19 protein-coding genes are annotated in these 17,276 nt (G+C 62.2%); 8 read left to right on the top strand and 11 right to left on the bottom strand.

Features of this window, described 5'->3' with window-relative positions; translation table 11 throughout:
* Nucleotides 1-76: 76 nt before the first annotated feature.
* From BLS26_RS35465 to ruvX, 3 genes are all read right to left on the bottom strand, one after another.
* Nucleotides 77-982 carry a type VI secretion system-associated protein TagO gene (locus BLS26_RS35465; protein WP_157676264.1) on the bottom strand — a complete coding sequence of 302 codons (906 nt, stop codon included), beginning with the start codon at nucleotides 980-982 and terminating at the stop codon, nucleotides 77-79.
* Between the two features lie 347 nt (nucleotides 983-1,329).
* Nucleotides 1,330-2,259, bottom strand: a complete 930-nt coding sequence (locus BLS26_RS02670) for an AEC family transporter (protein ID WP_092508188.1) — start codon at nucleotides 2,257-2,259, stop codon at nucleotides 1,330-1,332.
* 2 nt (nucleotides 2,260-2,261) lie between these two features.
* A complete protein-coding gene (gene ruvX / locus BLS26_RS02665) occupies nucleotides 2,262-2,744 on the bottom strand; it encodes a Holliday junction resolvase RuvX (protein ID WP_092508186.1) in 483 nt (160 codons plus the stop codon).
* 42 nt (nucleotides 2,745-2,786) lie between these two features.
* Between ruvX and BLS26_RS02660 the strand changes: the two genes are divergently transcribed.
* Nucleotides 2,787-3,002: a hypothetical protein gene (locus BLS26_RS02660; RefSeq protein WP_092508184.1), complete on the top strand. Its 216-nt coding sequence runs from the start codon at nucleotides 2,787-2,789 to the stop codon at nucleotides 3,000-3,002.
* Here BLS26_RS02660 and BLS26_RS02655 read toward each other — a convergent pair.
* Nucleotides 2,989-3,870 (bottom strand): LysR family transcriptional regulator, encoded by an 882-nt coding sequence (locus BLS26_RS02655; protein ID WP_092508182.1) that lies wholly within the window; start codon nucleotides 3,868-3,870, stop codon nucleotides 2,989-2,991. The genes BLS26_RS02660 and BLS26_RS02655 overlap by 14 nt on opposite strands.
* 103 nt (nucleotides 3,871-3,973) lie before the next feature.
* Here BLS26_RS02655 and BLS26_RS02650 point away from each other — a divergent pair, with 103 nt between their 5' ends.
* Together BLS26_RS02650 and BLS26_RS02645 are read left to right on the top strand one after the other, a co-directional pair.
* On the top strand, nucleotides 3,974-4,948 hold the full coding sequence (locus BLS26_RS02650; protein ID WP_092508180.1) for a nitronate monooxygenase family protein: 975 nt from the start codon (nucleotides 3,974-3,976) through the stop codon (nucleotides 4,946-4,948).
* A gap of 37 nt (nucleotides 4,949-4,985) precedes the next feature.
* Entirely contained in the window at nucleotides 4,986-6,062 is a 1,077-nt protein-coding gene (locus BLS26_RS02645) for a nitronate monooxygenase family protein (RefSeq protein ID WP_092508178.1), read from the top strand.
* Between the two features lie 286 nt (nucleotides 6,063-6,348).
* Here BLS26_RS02645 and BLS26_RS02640 read toward each other — a convergent pair whose 3' ends face one another.
* From BLS26_RS02640 to BLS26_RS02630, 3 genes are all read right to left on the bottom strand, one after another.
* Nucleotides 6,349-7,230 (bottom strand): GyrI-like domain-containing protein, encoded by an 882-nt coding sequence (locus BLS26_RS02640; protein WP_092508176.1) that lies wholly within the window; start codon nucleotides 7,228-7,230, stop codon nucleotides 6,349-6,351.
* Between the two features lie 136 nt (nucleotides 7,231-7,366).
* Complete coding sequence (gene dmeF / locus BLS26_RS02635) at nucleotides 7,367-8,629, bottom strand: CDF family Co(II)/Ni(II) efflux transporter DmeF (RefSeq protein WP_092508174.1); 1,263 nt, start codon at nucleotides 8,627-8,629, stop codon at nucleotides 7,367-7,369.
* 15 nt (nucleotides 8,630-8,644) lie between these two features.
* Nucleotides 8,645-8,920, bottom strand: a complete 276-nt coding sequence (locus BLS26_RS02630; protein WP_092517546.1) for a metal/formaldehyde-sensitive transcriptional repressor — start codon at nucleotides 8,918-8,920, stop codon at nucleotides 8,645-8,647.
* 81 nt (nucleotides 8,921-9,001) lie between these two features.
* Between BLS26_RS02630 and BLS26_RS02625 the strand changes: the two genes are divergently transcribed.
* Nucleotides 9,002-9,973 carry a hypothetical protein gene (locus BLS26_RS02625; protein ID WP_092508172.1) on the top strand — a complete coding sequence of 324 codons (972 nt, stop codon included), beginning with the start codon at nucleotides 9,002-9,004 and terminating at the stop codon, nucleotides 9,971-9,973.
* Nucleotides 9,974-10,020: 47 nt separating this feature from the next.
* On the opposite strand, the gene BLS26_RS02620 is transcribed toward BLS26_RS02625, so the two are convergent.
* Together BLS26_RS02620 and BLS26_RS02615 are read right to left on the bottom strand one after the other, a co-directional pair.
* Nucleotides 10,021-10,698 (bottom strand): L-2-amino-thiazoline-4-carboxylic acid hydrolase, encoded by a 678-nt coding sequence (locus BLS26_RS02620; protein WP_092508170.1) that lies wholly within the window; start codon nucleotides 10,696-10,698, stop codon nucleotides 10,021-10,023.
* Between the two features lie 16 nt (nucleotides 10,699-10,714).
* Entirely contained in the window at nucleotides 10,715-11,566 is an 852-nt protein-coding gene (locus tag BLS26_RS02615) for a VOC family protein (protein ID WP_157676263.1), read from the bottom strand.
* Between the two features lie 216 nt (nucleotides 11,567-11,782).
* Here BLS26_RS02615 and BLS26_RS02610 point away from each other — a divergent pair, with 216 nt between their 5' ends.
* Together BLS26_RS02610 and BLS26_RS02605 are read left to right on the top strand one after the other, a co-directional pair.
* Nucleotides 11,783-12,403, top strand: a complete 621-nt coding sequence (locus BLS26_RS02610) for a LysR family transcriptional regulator (RefSeq protein WP_092517544.1) — start codon at nucleotides 11,783-11,785, stop codon at nucleotides 12,401-12,403.
* Nucleotides 12,404-12,663: 260 nt separating this feature from the next.
* A complete protein-coding gene (locus BLS26_RS02605) occupies nucleotides 12,664-13,008 on the top strand; it encodes a DUF1127 domain-containing protein (protein ID WP_092508166.1) in 345 nt (114 codons plus the stop codon).
* 226 nt (nucleotides 13,009-13,234) lie between these two features.
* On the opposite strand, the gene BLS26_RS02600 is transcribed toward BLS26_RS02605, so the two are convergent.
* Nucleotides 13,235-14,248, bottom strand: a complete 1,014-nt coding sequence (locus BLS26_RS02600) for a LysR family transcriptional regulator (protein ID WP_092508164.1) — start codon at nucleotides 14,246-14,248, stop codon at nucleotides 13,235-13,237.
* Between the two features lie 110 nt (nucleotides 14,249-14,358).
* Here BLS26_RS02600 and BLS26_RS02595 point away from each other — a divergent pair, with 110 nt between their 5' ends.
* Nucleotides 14,359-15,336, top strand: coding sequence for a tripartite tricarboxylate transporter substrate-binding protein (locus tag BLS26_RS02595; protein ID WP_244541822.1), 978 nt, complete (start codon nucleotides 14,359-14,361; stop codon nucleotides 15,334-15,336).
* An 85-nt stretch (nucleotides 15,337-15,421) separates the two neighbouring features.
* Complete coding sequence (locus BLS26_RS02590) at nucleotides 15,422-15,769, top strand: hypothetical protein (RefSeq protein WP_092508160.1); 348 nt, start codon at nucleotides 15,422-15,424, stop codon at nucleotides 15,767-15,769.
* A 308-nt stretch (nucleotides 15,770-16,077) separates the two neighbouring features.
* Here the strand turns inward: BLS26_RS02590 and BLS26_RS02580 are convergent, their stop codons facing one another.
* Nucleotides 16,078-17,238, bottom strand: coding sequence for an IS30 family transposase (locus tag BLS26_RS02580; protein ID WP_092508156.1), 1,161 nt, complete (start codon nucleotides 17,236-17,238; stop codon nucleotides 16,078-16,080).
* Between the last annotated feature and the right edge of the window lie 38 nt (nucleotides 17,239-17,276).

Below are 17,276 nucleotides of genomic sequence, written 5' to 3'. Positions count from 1 at the left end.
AGGGCGTCGTGCGGAAGAAAGGCTGGAGCTATGTCCCGCCATAACAAACTTTCTGATCGCGAATTTACGGCTCGGTTTAACGCTTCCCCGATGACATCTTGTTTGCTACTGGCGGCCATTTACAGGTCACTGCAATCTTTTCTAGAGCTGCATCCAATCCGGCGAGTTGGAACGTCGCTTCGTGGCCGGAACCCGGCCCATCGAGCACGTTGATTTTCAGTAGTGAATCTTCTGGTAGCGATTGCAAAAGCCCGACTGCTTCGCCTTTGTAACTGGCGGTCTTTCCATCTGCAGACGCCGTCCAAGGTAGCTTAACGACGGGTTGGTCGTTGATTTGATAGGCGACTTGAACTTCGCTGGCCGGCGATGCGCGCCAGGTTCCCTCCGTGCGAACCAGGAGTTCAGTGCGTAGGCCATGGCATCGAATAGCGAGAGTGTTTGGCGCATCTTTCACGTTGGACGGCAAAAGGAGCGCCGCTATGATCAAGGGGGTGTAATCCACCGGTGAGGTCGTTTCGGTTACGACCCAGTTTGTATTCGGTGGTTTTGATGGGACATCAACGGCTCTCGCAGGCAAGTCTGGCGAGACGGTTGCACCGGGCTTTTCCGAAGGAACTGATCCATGGGACGAGCCGGGCAAGCCGGTGCCGGCGGGCGATTCTGAGGGTGCAGATCTAGGAGGCTCGACTTTCGTTGCGATCATGGTGGACTTCGCTGTTTTCACGGCGAGATGGGCTCTATCGCGGGCGTGAGCAGACGACGGCCTTTCCGTCTTCGCCGCGATCGCGGACTTGATGTCTATTGTCGCGGAATTGGCCTTGAATGACGCCGGCTCTAGTTCAATCGGCTGATTGGCAGCCATCCTGTCGAAACAGGCAAACCCGTTCGTGTCCGTGCAGGCTTCCATGCTCGCTTGCGGCGGTAGAAGGCAGCTACAGCCGACCAAGTTCGCGGCCAGCGCGCCGATGACAAGCGTCCTCATGCAATCCTCCTTGAGAGGCTGAGTTCCGCTCGCAATTCTTGCGGCGTAATGTTGGCGCGCTGATCGACTATCTGTTGAGCAAAAATGTTAAACGCTGATTAAGCGTCGGGCCTTCGCCGCGAGAAGCTCTTGCCTGGTTAATGTCGACTCAACGCGGGTTCGCGGTAGGTGAGTAGTGTTGCCGGCGGATCGAAGCATCGCCGAGGGTCGCGAGATCTTCATTTCCGCTCATGGCACATCGCGTCATTCCGCAGCGGTGCGGAACGTGGTCGCTACCGGGTGAAAGCGGACATTGGCCGGGACCAATCAAACTCAACTTATGAGTACGCGCCTTGGTACATCGGCCCCTAGAACATCGCCGCCAGCGCGATCGCGACCGGCATGGTGATCGCCGCCAGGATGGTCTGCAGCGTGATGATCTGCGCCAGCAGCGGCGCATCGCCGCCCATCTGCCGGGCCAGCACGTAGGCGCTGGAGGAGGCCGGCACGGCCGAACAGGCGGTGACGATCGCAAGGTCGGAGCCGGAGAGCCCGAACTGCAGCGCCAGTGCGACCCCGATCACCGGCATCAAGACCAGTTTCAGGAACACCGCGACCGAGGCGGCGATACTCGGACGGAACATGCCCTCGAGATGCAGGCCGGCGCCGGTGACGAGCAGGCCGATCGCGAGCGAGGAGCGGCCGAGCGCGTCGGCGACTTCATGCCAGAGCTTTGGCAGCGGGATGTGGGTGACGTTGAGCACGAGCCCGATCACGCAGGCCCAGATCAGGGGATTGCGCACCACCGTCATCGCGATCGAACCGGCCGAGCGCTTTTCGGGCGAGGCGTAATGCGCCAGCGCCGCGACGCTGAACACATTGACCAGCGGAATGATGGCGACCATTGCCACCGATGCCAACGCCAGTCCGACGTCGCCGAACAGGTTGCCGGAGACCGCGAGCGCGACATAGGTCTGCCAGCGCGTGGCGCCCTGGAAGATCGAGGTGAAGGCGGGTCCGTCGATCGCCAATCGGCCGAGCAGGGGCCGCAGCGCCAGGCACAACAGCGACATCGCCAGCGCCGAGAGCAGCAGCGCGCCGCCGACGCCGGCGACTGGCACCTTCGACAAATCCGCTTTCACCAGCGTCTGCACCAGCAGCACCGGGAACAGCACGTAATAGGTCAGCCGTTCCAGTCCGTGCCACTGCGTCTCTGGCCGAATCAGGCTGCGCTTCAGGATGAAGCCGAGCACGATCAGCAAAAATACCGTCAGCAGCGCCGCGATCACCACCGCCATCGTCAGCGATCCCCGCGCAGGGTGGCGAGGCGATCCAGCGCGCCTTGCAGGATGAAGATCGCGGCGTGCTCGTCGATCACCTCGGCGCGGCGGGCGCGGCTCATGTCCATGCCGATCAGTTCGCGCTCGACCGCGACCGTCGAGAGCCGCTCGTCCCACAGTGCCAGCGCCAGATCGGTGAGTTTGGAAAAGTTACGCGCGAATGCTCGCGTCGATTGCGCGCGCGGCCCTTCGCTGCCGTCCATGTTGATCGGCAGCCCGAGTACGAAGCCGACGACATTACGCTCGGCGGCGATGGCAAGCAGCCGCGCCGCATCGGCCTTGAAAGCCTTGCGCTGGATGGTCTCGACCCCGGTCGCGAGCCTGCGATCAGGATTGGACACGGCAACGCCGATGGTCTTGGTGCCGAGATCGAGACCGACGAGGGCGCCGCGTTCGGGCCAGTGCGTCGCGGCTTCGATCAGGGGTAGGATGAGGGCAGGCATGGCCCCGCTTACCACGCGGCGCGCGAAGCGGGAAAGAGTGCAATGGATACGCTGACATTATTTGGATTATTCGCAGTCACCGCGATGCTGGTGGCCTACGCGCTGGAGGACCGCAGCCACTGGTTCATCCTCGCCTTCGCGGTTTCCTGCGCGCTCGGCTCAATTTACGGATTCCTGCAGGGCGCCTGGCCGTTCGGGCTGGTCGAGGCGATCTGGGCCGGCGTCGCGCTGCGGCGCTGGGTCGTCAGGCGGCGATGACGGCGCCGTTGTTTTCCAGGCAGGCGACGAAACCCTGCAGCGCGCTGTACTGGTGTGCGCCGCGGCGGGTGATGAAGAGGGTCTCGACCCGCGATTGAGCCGGGCTCAGCGTGTGGACGGTGACGGTTTCGTTTCGCCCGACCACCGCACGCGGCAGCATCGTCACGCCCATGTCGGCGGCGACGCAGCCGATCATGCCGTCGAGCGTGCCGAGCTCGAAGCGCGCCGCCGACGGCCAGCCGAATTCCGTGAACACCTGCTCGAGCCGTTGCCGGTAGGTGCAGCCGGTGCGGAACACCAGCGCGGTGGGGCCGGATTCCGCCGTGCCCGCGCGCAGCGCCTTGAGGTTTTGCCAGCGGCGTGAGGAGACCAGCACCAGTTCTTCCCGGAACGCGATCCGGGCCTCGAGTTCGGCATGCTCGATCGGACCGGCGACAAAGGCGCCGTCGAGGCTGCCGTCGAGCACGTGGGCTACGAGGTCCGCGGTTGTCGAGGTCCGCAGGCTGAGCCGCACCGCCGGGAAGCGGCGGTGGAATTCGGCCAGCAGGGACGGCAGCCGCACGGCGGCGGTCGTCTCCATCGAGCCGATCGAGAGCGGTCCTTTCGGCTCGCCATCGTCGCGCGCGGCCAGCATCGCTTCGCGCGACAGCGCCGCCATCCGCTGCGCATAGGGCAGCAGGCGGCGGCCGGCGCCGGTCAAGGTCATGCCGCGGCTGTGCCGTTCGAACAGAGCGGTGCCGATCTCGGCTTCCAGTGCTTTCACCCGTTGCGTGACGTTGGATTGCACCGTGTTGAGTTCGTCGGCGGCCCGGGTAATGCCGCCGAGCCGGGCCACGACGGAGAAGGTCAGGAGATCGCTCAGTTCCATGGCGAATTCCGTTTCATTTTAGAGATGGCAGCATTCTCTAGTATTCACTATTCCAGAATGGTAGTTCGGACTAGGGTTGCTGTCCAGACGAGGGAGCGAACGCATGCCGGTTAGCACCGATTTGACGGCACTTCTGGGCATCCGGCATCCGCTGCTGCTGGCGCCGATGGACACGATCTCGGGCAGCCGGCTGGTTCGGGCGGTGGGCGAAGCCGGCGGCTTCGGCATCCTGGGCGGCGGCTACGGCGATCGCGCCCGGCTGGAGGCCGAGACCGCGAAGCTGAAAGATTTTGCCGGGCCGTTCGGCATCGGCTTCATCACCTGGAGTCTGGCGAAGCAACCCGAACTTCTCGACATCGCGCTCGCGGCCCATCCGCGCGCCGTCATGTTGTCGTTCGGCGATCCCAAACCGTTTGCGCCGCGCATCAAGTCATCGGGCGCGCTCTTGATCTGCCAGGTCCAGGACGAGGCGATGGCGCGGCAGGCGCTGGACGCCGGCGCCGACGTCTTGATCGCGCAGGGAACCGAAGCGGGAGGACACGGCGCCTCGCGCACCACCATCGACATCGTGCCCGCGATCGTCGATCTGGCGGCCGGGCGGGTTCCGGTTGTCGCGGCCGGTGGCCTCGCCGACGGGCGCGGGTTGGCCGCGATGCTGATGCTGGGGGCGTCGGGCGTGCTGATGGGCACGCGCTTCTATGCCAGCATCGAGGCCGACGGCGCCGAGGAAGCGAAGCGGCTGATTTGTTCAGCCAACAGCGGCGATACGGTGCGCGGCGTGGTGTTCGACTGGTCGCGAAAGCTGTTGTGGCCGGCGCCCTTCACCGCGCGCTCGCTGATCAACGACCACCTGCGGACCTGGAGCGGTCGCGAGATCGAGTTGATGCAGCGTGCGGACCAGGTCGCAACGGATTATGCCGCGGCGAAAGCCGCCGGGAATTTCGATGTCGCAGCCGTCTTCGCCGGCGAATCCGTCGGGCTGATCCACGACATTCCGCCGGCGGCCGAAATCGTTGACAGGATCGTCACCGAGGCCGACCAGATCCTGAGCGGAAGGCGTAATTCGTCGGCGGCATAAACCGCACCCATCTCAATTCATTCAAGCGAGCAGAACCATGTGGCCAGATCGCCGGATTATCGACCTCTTCAAGACCGAGTTTCCGATTCTGCTGGCGCCGATGGCCGGTATCATGGACCAGGAGTTGGCCATCGCGGTCGCGCAAGGCGGGGGACTGGCTTCGCTGCCCTGCGCGATGATCACGTCCGAGAAGGCGCGCGAGCAGGTGGGCATCCTGCGCCAGAGCGTCTCGGCGCCGGTCAACCTGAACTTCTTCTGCCACACGGCTGTCGATGCCGATCCGGCGCGCGAAGCCGGATGGAAGCGGCGGCTCGCGTCCTATTATGCGGAACACGGCCTCGATCCCACGGTACCCGTCAATGCTGCCAACCGCGCGCCGTTCGACGAGGCGATGCGCGCGCTGGTGGAAGAACTGAAGCCGGAAGTCGTCAGTTTCCATTTCGGCCTGCCTCCCGCCGCGATGGTGAAGCGCATCAAGGCCGCCGGCGCCATCGTGGTGGCGTCGGCGACCATCGTCAAGGAAGCGATCTGGCTGGAGGCGCATGGCGCCGACGTCATCATCGCCCAGGGCGCCGAGGCCGGCGGCCATCGCGGCATGTTTCTGACGGAAAACATCTACGAGCAGCCCGGCACGTTCGCGCTGGTGCCGCAGGTGGTCGACGCGGTGAAGGTGCCCGTCATTGCAGCCGGCGGCATCGCCGACGGGCGCGGCATCGCGGCGGCGTTTGCGCTCGGCGCATCCGGCGTGCAGATCGGCAGCGCCTACCTGCGCTGTCCGGAATCCAAGGTGAGTGCGCCGGCGCGTGCGCTGTTCGCGCAGTCGGGCGATGATTCTACCGTCATCACCAACGTGATGACCGGGCGGCCCGCGCGCGGCGTCGCCAACCGGCTGATGCGCGAGGTCGGCCCGATCTCGCCGGATGCACCGGCGTTTCCGCATGCGGCAACGGCGCTCGGTCCGTTGAAGGCCGCCGCCGAAAAGCTCGGCAAGGTCGATTTCACCAATGTCTGGGCGGGGCAGGCGATCGGGATGGGCACCGACCTGCCGGCGGCCGAACTGACCCGCTCGCTGGCCGCCGCCGCCTTGGCGCGGCTGAGTGCGCTCGGCGGTTAGGGCGTGGACTTACGCGCGCGCAGCAGATTCGGGATGGGTCGGATAGCGGACATCACGCGATTGAACGTTGTTCGCTTCAAACGGTGTTTGGATTGGACGCCGAAATGTTCAACACCGTCATTGCGAGGCGCGTAGCGACGACTTGTCCGCCGAAGCTCGACGAGCGAAGGCGGAAGCAATCCATTCGTTTCTTCGTGCGGCAAGATGGATTGCTTCGCGGAGCCTGTCATCGGGCGCGCATTCGCGCGACCCGTTGGCTCGCAACGACGTGGATAGAGTAGACGCACTACTTCAGCGGCAGAAAAACTTCCGCGACCGCTTCATGCTCCGGCACTTCCGGGAACAAGCTCAGCCGCTGGCAATAGATCGGGAAGTCGCGCGCTTCCTCGCCCGAGGCCGGAAGCCAGTCGCGATAGAGGTAGAGCGCGGCGGGCTCCAGATTGTCGGTGTTGCCGACGACGCGAAGTACCGCGCAGCGTCCGCCGGGGATCTCGCCGGCCTTGATAGGCTCGCCGTCGGCCTCGATCGGCCGGTCGGTCCCGGCACACAGGTCCATGCTGTAATCGGCCGGCGACGCCGGACGCCGCTCGGAACGCCAGACATTGAAGGTCGGGCTGGTCTTCGGATGCAGGCCGGCGGCCCGGCGCCATGCGATGAAGCGCTGGATGGTCGCGCCTGTTGTCGCCGGGTCGCCCCGATGCTCCATGATCGCCACCGGCGTCGGTGCCACATCGCGGATCGTCACGTCGTCGGTGGTAAAGGTCTTCTGCATCAGTCTGCTCCTGGCGTTGTCGAGAGGCCCGAAGGCCGCAAGCCACGGCTCCCAGTCCGGCGATTTCCGGAACGACGAGGGCGATTGTCCGAACCGTTGCCGAAAGGCGCGGGCGAAAGCGTCAGGTGCGTCGTAGCCGGCGTCCATCGCGATGTCAGTGACGCTTTCGTCGTCGCGATAGGCCAGCCGGTGCGAAGCGCGCTTCAAACGGGCAAGTTGGACATAACGATGCACGGATAACCCGAAGGTCGCCGTGAACTGCCGGTGGAAATGGAATTTGGAGAAGGCCGCGACGCGGCTCACCGTTTCCAGGTCAAGATCACCGTCAAGATGCCGGTCGATATGAACAAGCACCCGCTGCATCCGGGCATGGTAGTTTTGAAGCGCCGCCTTCAACGTTCTGTCCTCCGTGGCGGCACCAGTTAGTCGCTGATATCAGCAACGCGCTCGACCGATCTTGCGGATTTGCGGCGGACTATTGGGCGAGGCTACTTCCGTAAGAGGCTACTTCCGTAAGCCATCCAAGGCGGAACTAAGCAACGCTGGCTGAAACCGATCGGTCGATGTGCTTGACTTCAATAGTCAGGTGCGAAAGCGATCGGAACCGGGCCAACTTGGCGCGGTAGTATTGCTCTTCCTGTTGCTTTGCGGTTGCGACTGAAACGATGGCGCCGAGATGGCCCGGTCCCAATCGCCACAGGTGAAGATCGACGAGTTGATCGCCGTCGTCCTCGATGCAGCGTTTGAGGTTGTCGGCCATGCGGCGATCGGGATTCATGTCGAGGAGAATTGCGCCCGTGTCGCGAATGAGCCCGGAGGACCAACTGGCGATGACGCACGCGCCGATGATCCCGGCCAGCGGGTCCATCCAGAGCCAGCCAAAAGCCCGCGCAAGCAGCAGGCCGACGATGACCAGAACCGATACCGCAGCATCCGCCATGACATGGACGAGAGCAGCCCGCATATTGTGATCGCGCGCCGCCGATCCATGCGCGTGCTCATGTTCCTCAAACGACACCGGATAGGTTTGCGCGCCAATCCTGACATTGGCTGCAAAAGCGTGCGGCTCAGGAATTTCTTCGACGGATTCCAGATAGCCGCCGCGATCCTCAAAGGAGAAAATCTGCCGGGCGCCATCCGGCCGCACGGTTTCCACGGAGGCAGCGGCTGCCGAAAGCCTGGCACCGCTTTTTTCCGACTGGAGCCGGAACCGCGGGGGCACTCCGTCCTCGAAGACTTCCAATGTCACGTCACCGTCATCGGTCGCGATCCGATGCGTGTCGCCATCGTCGTGGGGAGCATGATCATGGCTGTGCCCATGCCCATGATGGTGGTCTCCACTAAGAAGCCATGCGCTGGCGACGTTGACCGCCAGTCCAAGAACGGCAATCGGTATCGCTTCGGCGAAATGGATCGGGACCGGTTCGAGAAGGCGGCTGATGGCTTCATAGCCGATCAGGAGCGCGATCATCGCCAGGATGATGGCGCTCGTGAAGCCGGCGAGGTCACCCAGCTTGCCGGTCCCGAATGTGAATCGCGGATCATCCGCGTATCTCCGGGCGTAGGTATAGGCGAGCGCCGCGAGCAACATAGCACCCGCATGCGTGCTCATATGAAGTCCGTCGGCAATGAGCGCTATCGATCCAAACATCCAGCCGCCGACGATTTCGACGACCATCATGGCGCCGCACAGCCAGATCACGGCCCAGGTTTTTCGCTCGCTCTTTTGATGACCCTCAGAGAGGAACACATGGCTATGAATGGCCGGAAAGGCCGCGCCGCCGATCTCGCTCATCGCAACCTTCTTTCGTTACTTCAGATACGTCCGCACGACCTCGATCAGGTCCGCAGCCCCTTTGGCCTTGTCGGGGTCCTGCTCATGCGCCGGATCGACCACGTGATGGCGGATGTGATCTTCGAGAAGCTCGGCCGTGAGTCCGTTCACAGCCCCACGAACCGATGCGACCAGCATCAGTACGTCAGAGCACCCGAGTTCGGCTTCCAGCGCGCGCTCGATCGCCTCGATTTGTCCCTTGATGCGACGGACACGGCCGGTGAGCTTGGATTTGTTCTTGATCGTATGCATGCGCATAATATAAGGGGGTACCCTATATTGATCAAGGGCCGTTTGGTGGTCCCGACCGTGAGAATTGTGCGGAGCGAGCCCATGAAGCCGACATTCCCACGAGGGCTTCTTCTGTTCGTGGCGCTGCTGTGGACCGAATTGGCCGAGGCGCACGGCATTGCCGGAAACCGCTATTTCGACGGCACCATGACTTTCGACGATCCCGCGGTTGCCGATGAGGCGATCGTGCCGAATTTTTCATATCTCGGCTTTCCGACCCAGGGCAGCAATGTGACGGAGAACCGTATCAACTGGTCCTTTGCGCGGCTCCTGACGCCAACGCTCGCAGCAACCCTCGATAGCGGCTGGATTCATCAGAACTGGCCAATCGGTCACACCTCTGGTTTTGACAAGACCAACCTCGGCCTCAAATACGAGGCCTATCGTGACAACCAACACGAGGCGCTGGTGTCGGTGAGCCTTGCCTGGGGCATCGCTCACTCCGGTTCTGTCGGTGTTGGCGCAGACGCGCCCAACACGATCCAACCGGGCATAACCTTCGGCAAAGGGTTTGGAGATCTTCCGGACTCACTCGCATGGCTTCGTCCGTTCGCTGTGACGGGCTCGATCGTTGACGAAGAACCTGTCGGCTCAGGCGGCCGAGCGCTTGTGCCCAACCTGGCGACGGGCAGCTTCCAGAACCTTTCTTCGCCTGCCGTTCAAACGCTGCATTGGGGCTTTTCGATTCAATACAGCACGCTCTATCTGACCAGTCGCTTCACGGGTTCTTCGCCAAAGGACGAGCCGCTAAACCAGTGGGTGCCGCTGGTCGAGTTTCGATTCGACAGTCCGAACGGCCAAAAGACGGTAGCAACCGCCAATCCCGGTTTCGCCTATGTCGCCGTGACCTGGCAGGTCGCGGCGGAGGTGATTCTGCCGATGAACCACGCTGGGGGAAACGGCCCGGGTTTCAGGGCTCAGTTGCTGCTCTTCCTCGACGATTTGATGCCATCGGTGTTTGGCAAGCCGCTCCTGACCGGTCCGGCTCCCGATCGCCGACAGATCGCGTGGTGAGCAGGCGCATCGCCGCCCACGTGCGTGGCTATGCCCTCAGATTCGACCTAATCCGGCGGGAGCCGCGAGAACCGGAAATCGCAATGGCTGGCGCCGCCGGCCAATGTTTGCGTCCGTTCCAGATGGATGCCGCGCGCGGCATAGGCGTCGAAATCGAGCCCGCAAATGTTCGGCAGGATTTCCTTGTCGCCATGGCGCGCCGCGAATTTGCAGAAGCCGCAGGCTTTGTAGTTGATGCCGAATTCAAAGTTGTCATCCGGGCCCGGCGCGACGAAATCGTAGACGAAGTCTTCCGGAAATTCCCCGCGATGGCTCCTGGCAGCCTGCTCGCGCAGCAGAGTCTGGTTCTCCGGCGACATGAACTGACGGCCTGAGGCGAGGCGTTCCGCTTCGGGCTCGGTCAGCAATTGCGCCTTGTAGGTTTCCCGCTCGATTTCGCCGATCACGGGCAGCGCCACGCCGTGCCGCCGCAGCACGCGGCTGATCGCCATGAAGCCCAGCAGGCGCATGAAGAAATCGCTCATGCGGCTGGCCGCGCCTCCGACATAGGGCATCTGGGTGAGTACGGTTTCGAATTCGTCCATCACCTCCTGCCTGATCCCGTCAATGTTCGACAGATGCGCGCGTTCGCGCAGCATCGCTTCGGCAAGGTCGAGGCGATGGCGCATGGCGGCCTCCATGGCGCCGCGATGCTGTTCGTAGAAGGGATGGATGATCTCGGCCATTGGCGCCCTGGTCCATTCAGCTCGAACGCATCAGTTCTGCAAAACCGATGGCGGTACCGAACCCTCTTGATGGTGACACGACGTACCGGCCTCCGACCTTTGGAAGGTCGAGCGCTGCCAAGTGGGCAAGACTGCCACATCCGATCGTAAGGCCGGCAAGGTGCGGACCGTCCTCCGGATGCGGCACCGGTACACCAAATGCCGCCTCGAACGCGTTCGGGCGCGCGAGGACTATGGCGCCCATTCGCGTCTGCAGGACGGTTAGATCGGCGCTTTTCCTGACGCTGTTCGCTCCTGTGACCTTGTTCATGAAGTCAGCGAGATCCGGCGCCGCCTCGCCCGCAACCCACACATCTTGAACCGTTGAAGCTGCGTTGGAGTGGTTCTGATATTGCGGTTGAGCGTAGAACTGCCGTCGCTTGTATTGGCAGGCAAGTAGCCCAAGCCAGGGTGCTACCGGATGGCTTACAAACGCCAGGGAGAAGCCGAGCGTTACATTCTCTCCGTCGGGCGTCGTGGAGGTTTTTGAGAAATCAAAGGGCTCATAGACTTGCAGTCCAGCCTCGCGCCAGGACGCGATGTCGGCGCGAGCGTCGGTCGTATCGAACGCCAACATCGAAAACCCTTCGTGGCGCGCAAGATAATCGCGATTGAACGCACCGAAAGAGAAATGTCCGGGGCTATGCTCTGGAACGTCACCTGTAATGGACAGGATTTCGAGATAACTGCCCTGAAGCGGGACGACCGAGTTGCTGATTCCGAAAGGGAGGCCACCCCGAGGCATCATCGCAAATCCGAACGCCTGACAGGCAGAGCGCAGAGCCTCCAGGTCGCGGCCAGCGAGCACTAGGTGGTCTATGCCCTTCATCGTCGATGCTCCCAATAGTTGTTGACTAGACAAGTGGCTCCCCCGGTACGGTCTCTGATCATGCGCGGTACCATTCATCGGCAAAGCTTGGTGCAGCACCTGCTCAGCGATTACCGTAACCGGGGACACCAAGTCAGCGCAAAGCATGGTTCCTTCGGCCAAGCGCAAGAAAATCTATTGCAAGGCCGCGGCCTGTCAGTGTCAAACTGCAGCGCGATGACCTACACCCTTCCACCACTCAACGCGGTCCGCGCCTTCGAGGCCGCCGCGCGGCATCTCAGCTTCAAGCTGGCGGCGCACGAGCTGCACGTGACGCCCGCCGCCGTGGGGCAGCAGGTGAAAGCGCTGGAGGCGCGCCTCGGCGTGCGCCTTTTCGAGCGGCTGCATAAGCAGCTCATCCTGACCGCGGCCGGGCAGGCCTATCTGCCCGGGATAACAGATGGTTTTCGCCGCATTGCGGCCGCGACCTCGCAATTGAAACCGGCAGGTGCGGTGCTGCTGCAGGTGGGGGTTCATGGCAGCCTCGACCTGCGTCGCCTCGCGTTGGCGGAGTTTCGCAGCGCGCATGCGGAAATCGGTTTGCGGGTGCTGCAGCCCGCCGGCTTGCACGAGCTGGTCGTGGGTAAGGTCAACCTCTTGATCGCCCGTGGTGTTGGCCACCATCCGGGCTATCGCTGCGACCGGGTCGATGAGGGATCGGGTCCGGGCGATTGGCTGATGGCGCCGGAAGGCACCGCGGATTGTCCCGAGGTCGCAAGCTTCCGCGAATGGCTGCGCGCGTTGCCGGCCGAGAACGCGCTGGCAAAGCAGCGCCGCCCGCGTCTGGTCGGCAGCTAGGGCCTTTTCGGTTCTGATTGAATCAGAATCGGGCCCTCCGCAGATTCCTTGATTTTGCACGATTGCTGTGGTATTCGCGGCCTATGAACACCTCAGTGCGCAACCTCAACCGCAAACACGTGACCCGCTTCGGCTGGGCCGTGGGAGGAGTCGTGCGCTAGGAATTCGACGACGACATCTTTTCACAAGGCCCCGCCGGCATCGGACGGGGCCTTTTTGTTTGGCCACGCTCCCTGCCGGCACCACAGCAGGAGCATCCGATGCCACCCCAACAGACGGACCCCGGATTCGAGAGCGATGCCGCAGTGCTCGACCTCGACCTCACCACCGCATTGGTGACAGAGGTCAAGGACGACGCTTGGTCGGAAAAGAATGCTGCGCGACCGACGGCGGTGTCGACGCGCACCTTCTTGCGCCTGCTCGAGCGGACTTGGCGTGCGTTTGGGGAGTGGCGGCAACGCCAGCGCTCACGAACCACCTTGCACGACCTGAGTGACAGGGAGCTCAAGGACATCGGCGTGACGCGCGATGAGATCGACTACATCGCGCCTCACCGGGCTATCGATGCGCTTAGGGATAGCATCCACTCCCGCGGCGTGATGTAGCGGATGGCGAGTCACCGCCAACACAGCAACCGGACCACAAGCCCCCGATCATTTCACCGGCGGGATCGCATCCAGCGCGCTGGCGCGGCCGAGCGTGCTGGATGGCCAGGGCGTGGATTCAAAAGCGCATAGCGGGTCCGAGATCGGCCGGATAGCGGACCTGCCTGGCTGTCGGGCCGAGGTCCCGGTTTGACCCGGAGCGGATATTCGGGCGCAGAAGCAGACGTCAGACGCGCCTGGCCACGGCTAGCAGTCCGTTAAGGCCGTTAGTCCCTTTGGTCGCCTGTGCCTTCGATTTTACGACATCCCGGGCGCATGCAATGAAGCGCTCGACGACAGGGCTCAGCGTCCGCTTCCGAAGAGTCGCTATCTTCACGGGCCAGGTGCTGTCCGGCAACTCGAGCGGCAACGGCTTAAGTCCAAACCGTCCCGCATAGAGATCGAGGACCGAGCGTGGGAACGTCGTAATTAAACGTCCTGTCGCGACGTTGTTGGCGCGCAGATGGACCGAAATCGTCTTCATGGCGATCTTTGGCATGTCGAGCCCGCGTTGCTTAAATGCGCGTGAGATGACTTGGTAATTCCAGCGATCCTCACTTGTCAGAATCCACTGTTCCTCATGTAGTTCGGCGATATCGACTTTGCGCCGCCGCGCCCATGGGCTTTTTTGTCCGACAACGACAACCAATTCGTCGTCACAAAGTGTCTCGACGTTGAAGTCGGTTACAAGCTCCGGGCTTTCGAGCGGCCAGCCGCCTCGGGCAAGGACCAGATCAAGCTCCCGATCCCTGAGCTTCTTTGCGAACGACAGGGTGTTCACCGTATCGATGTCGAGGACGGCTGCCGGGTGCTGCCCGGAGAATTTCTCGATGATTGGCTGCAGAATGGCGGCCGATATGGATTCCGGGCACCCGATCCTGATCTCGCCGACGGTTGGATCAGATAGAAACTCGATATCCTTGATGCCCTGTTTCAATTCGTCGAACGCTGCGACGCTGCGCCGTTCAAGGGCCACGCCGTAGACCGTTGCACTCACGCCCTGAGGTCCGCGGTCGAGCAGCCGCACGCCAAGCGCGTGCTCAAGGTCGGCAATAACTTCGGATACGGCGGGCTGCGAAACTCCGAGCTCTTGAGCCGCTTTGCCCATGCTACCCAGCCGGACGACTGAGGAGAAAACGTAGAGATCGCGCAGGCGCAAGCGCCGGCCGATCTGGCTCTCCCAGTCGATTCGCCTTGGCATAGGTAAAATCCTATGTTGATCCAACCAGATAGGGAATTCCTCTTATGCCTGCTCCGATGTAATTGCAACAACAGAGGCGACTGCGGCACCTTTTATTGAAGGAGATGACGATGTCACGATCAGCAATCAGGGCGACGTGCATGGCTCTCGCGATCTGCGTGATCGGCCACGCCGAGGCGCAAACCTATCCTTCCCGAACGGTCACATTGGTCGTGCCATTTCCGGCCGGTGGACCCACCGACACAATTGGCCGCGTGATTGCGGAAGGATTGCAGGCGTCCCTCGGCCAACCCGTGATCATTGAGAACGCCGCCGGCGCGACAGGCAGCATCGGCACCGGTAGGGTCGCCCGCGCCGAGCCCGACGGTTACACGCTGATTCTCGGGACTGTCGCCACGCACGTCTTCAACGCGGCGGCCTATTCACTCAAATACGACGTTGCGAAGGATTTCGATCCCATTTCGCTGATCGCATTCGATCCACAGATCATTGCCGTACGAAAGGACTTTCCTGCCACGGACATCACGCAATTGATCGCCTGGCTGAAAGCCAATCCGAACAAGGCGACAGCGGGCACAGCCGGTGTCGGCAGCACCTCGCACATTAGCGCCATCACGTTCCAGAAGGTCACCGGCACCCAATTCGGGTTCGTACCTTACCGAGGACTCGGGCCTGCGATGAACAATCTGGTGTCGGGCCACATCGACATCCTGTTCGATCTTGCCGCCAACGCGCTGCCGCAAGTCCAGGCAGCGACCATCAGGGGCCTCGCGGTGACGTCCAAGAACCGCCTGCCGTCCGCACCTGAGCTTCCTACGGTGGATGAAGCCGGCCTTGCCGGTTTCTACTTTCTCAACTGGCACGCCATCTGGGCGCCGCGGGGCACGCCACACGAGGTGACGGCCAAACTCAATGCTGCGGTTCGCAAGACCTTGGCGGATCAATCGACCTTGAATCGGCTCGCCGGCATCGGTCAGCAGATACCGCCGCCCGAGCAACAGACGGCCGAAGCCCTTGCAAGCTATCAGAGCGACGAGATCGCTAAGTGGTGGCCGATCATCAAGTCAGCCGACGTCAAGGTCGAATGAGTGGAGCTCGCGATTTTGTCAGATCAAGACGGTGCAAGCCGGCGGCTGTCGATCAGCCGCCCTCGAACCGTCAAACGGAGAGAAGATGCGCATTCATAATCTCTACGCGGACGAGAACGGGGAAACCCATTTCCGTGATATCGAAATAGAGCTGACTGACACAGGACCGGACGGGACCATCTCAAAGATATTTCCCGCGACCGGTATCATTTTTCGCACCACCCCCGCGGACTGGCTTTTTGACTGGCACGCAACGACCCGGCGACAATACGTCGTCAATCTGGACGCGCCGCACAAGGTTACGGCGAGCGATGGTGAGACCAGGATCATCGGCACCGGTGAGATCTATTTGGTCGAGGACATGCACAGCAAGGGCCATCGGTCCCAGGCACTGGGGATGCCTCGCCGTTCGCTGATGATACCGATCGAGTAGCCCCACTTCTCCTTGCGGCTAGATGGTGGACCAAGTCGTGGGCATGATGTCCGCCCTTGGCACGCAACGGATCAACCGAGTCGGCCGGACGATGTCCGTTGATCGGGGTGGACCGGAAGTGGCGGTTCGGGGCCGTCAGGAACGTTGCGCTGGCGCGGCTGAGCGCGCGGCAGTGGATCTATCCATGAAGAAGTGGATTTCGATTGGATTTCTGGTCGCTGCGATCGCATCGATCGTGGTTGTCGTCCGGGTTTGGTCAAAGCGGAAATTGGGATTTGGGGCTGTCAGTGCGGCTTTTGACGGCGGGTTCAACTGATCGCTGCAACACATTCTGCGAACTTCTCAGCTGGGGTCTGATAGAGCAAGGTCTTTCGAGGCCTTTCATTGAGCTGCCGTGCGATGGCGCTGAGCTTGGCTTGGCTGTGCAAGGACAGATCGGTACCCCGCGGAAGGTACTGGCGCAGCAATCTGTTGGTGTTTTCGCTTGAGCCGCGCTGCCAAGGAGACCGAGGGTCACAAAAATAGACCTCGACCTCGGTGGCCAATGTCAGGCGCTGATGGTCGGCAAGCTCTTTGCCTCTGTCCCAGGTCAGCGACCGGTAAAGTTCGCCAGGCAATCGCTGCGATTGCTTGATCAGTGCCGAGACGACGCTTTCTGTATCCTTGTTAGCAACCTTGACCAGCATCACGTAGCGCGAATGACGCTCCACAAGCGTTGCAATATAGCTATTTCTCGACCCGCCGATCAGATCGCCTTCCCAATGACCGGGGACCGCACGATCGTCGACCGACGGCGGTCGTTCGCTGATGGATACAGCGTTCTTGATCTGGCCGAGCCCGTTCCGCTTCATGCTGGCGTGCCTGGATCGGCGGACCGTGCGCCTCGCCCTCAGGTGCTCAAGAAGCTCCTTTTTCAGCACGCCACGCGCCTGAATGAACAGGCTGCGATAGATCGTCTCGTGTGACACCTGCTTTTGAGGCTCCACCGGATATGTGCGTTTTAGCCAGCCGGCAATCTGCTCGGGTGACCATTGCCGCCGCAGCAGGGTCGATACTGTCCGCCTCAGGAACGGACGGCAAGCCAGCTTGCAAAGCTTCGGACGCCGCGCCCGATCCCAGGCGGCCTGATCGGACCCGGCAGCCCGATAGCGATCCGCCCCGCCATTGCGCTGGACTTCACGGCTGATGGTTGACGGAGATCGTCCCAAGTGGCGCGCGATCGATCGCAGCGAGCAGCGCATGCTAAGCCATCGAGAGATCTCCTCTCGTTCAGAAAGGCTGAGCGCCTGTTTGGCTCGGCACCGATCCGGAGGGCGGATGCCACCCGTTGGCGAGATCACAGAGAAGACAGAAGAGGACTCCCGGTCAAACCGGCGCCCGATTGAACTCATTGGCTCGCCGGCTTGCCAGCGATCCCAGATCTCGGACCGCTGAGCCGCCGAGTAATAAATGCGACGTCGCTGTTTCATGTCCACACTCCATCTTTGCTAAAAGACTAGAGTGTTGC

Source organism: Afipia sp. GAS231 (genome assembly GCF_900103365.1).
In the GTDB taxonomy this organism is placed as follows: domain Bacteria; phylum Pseudomonadota; class Alphaproteobacteria; order Rhizobiales; family Xanthobacteraceae; genus Bradyrhizobium.
The sequence above is the reverse complement of the archived record's forward strand: the minus strand, read 5'-3'. Positions and strand labels throughout refer to the sequence as shown.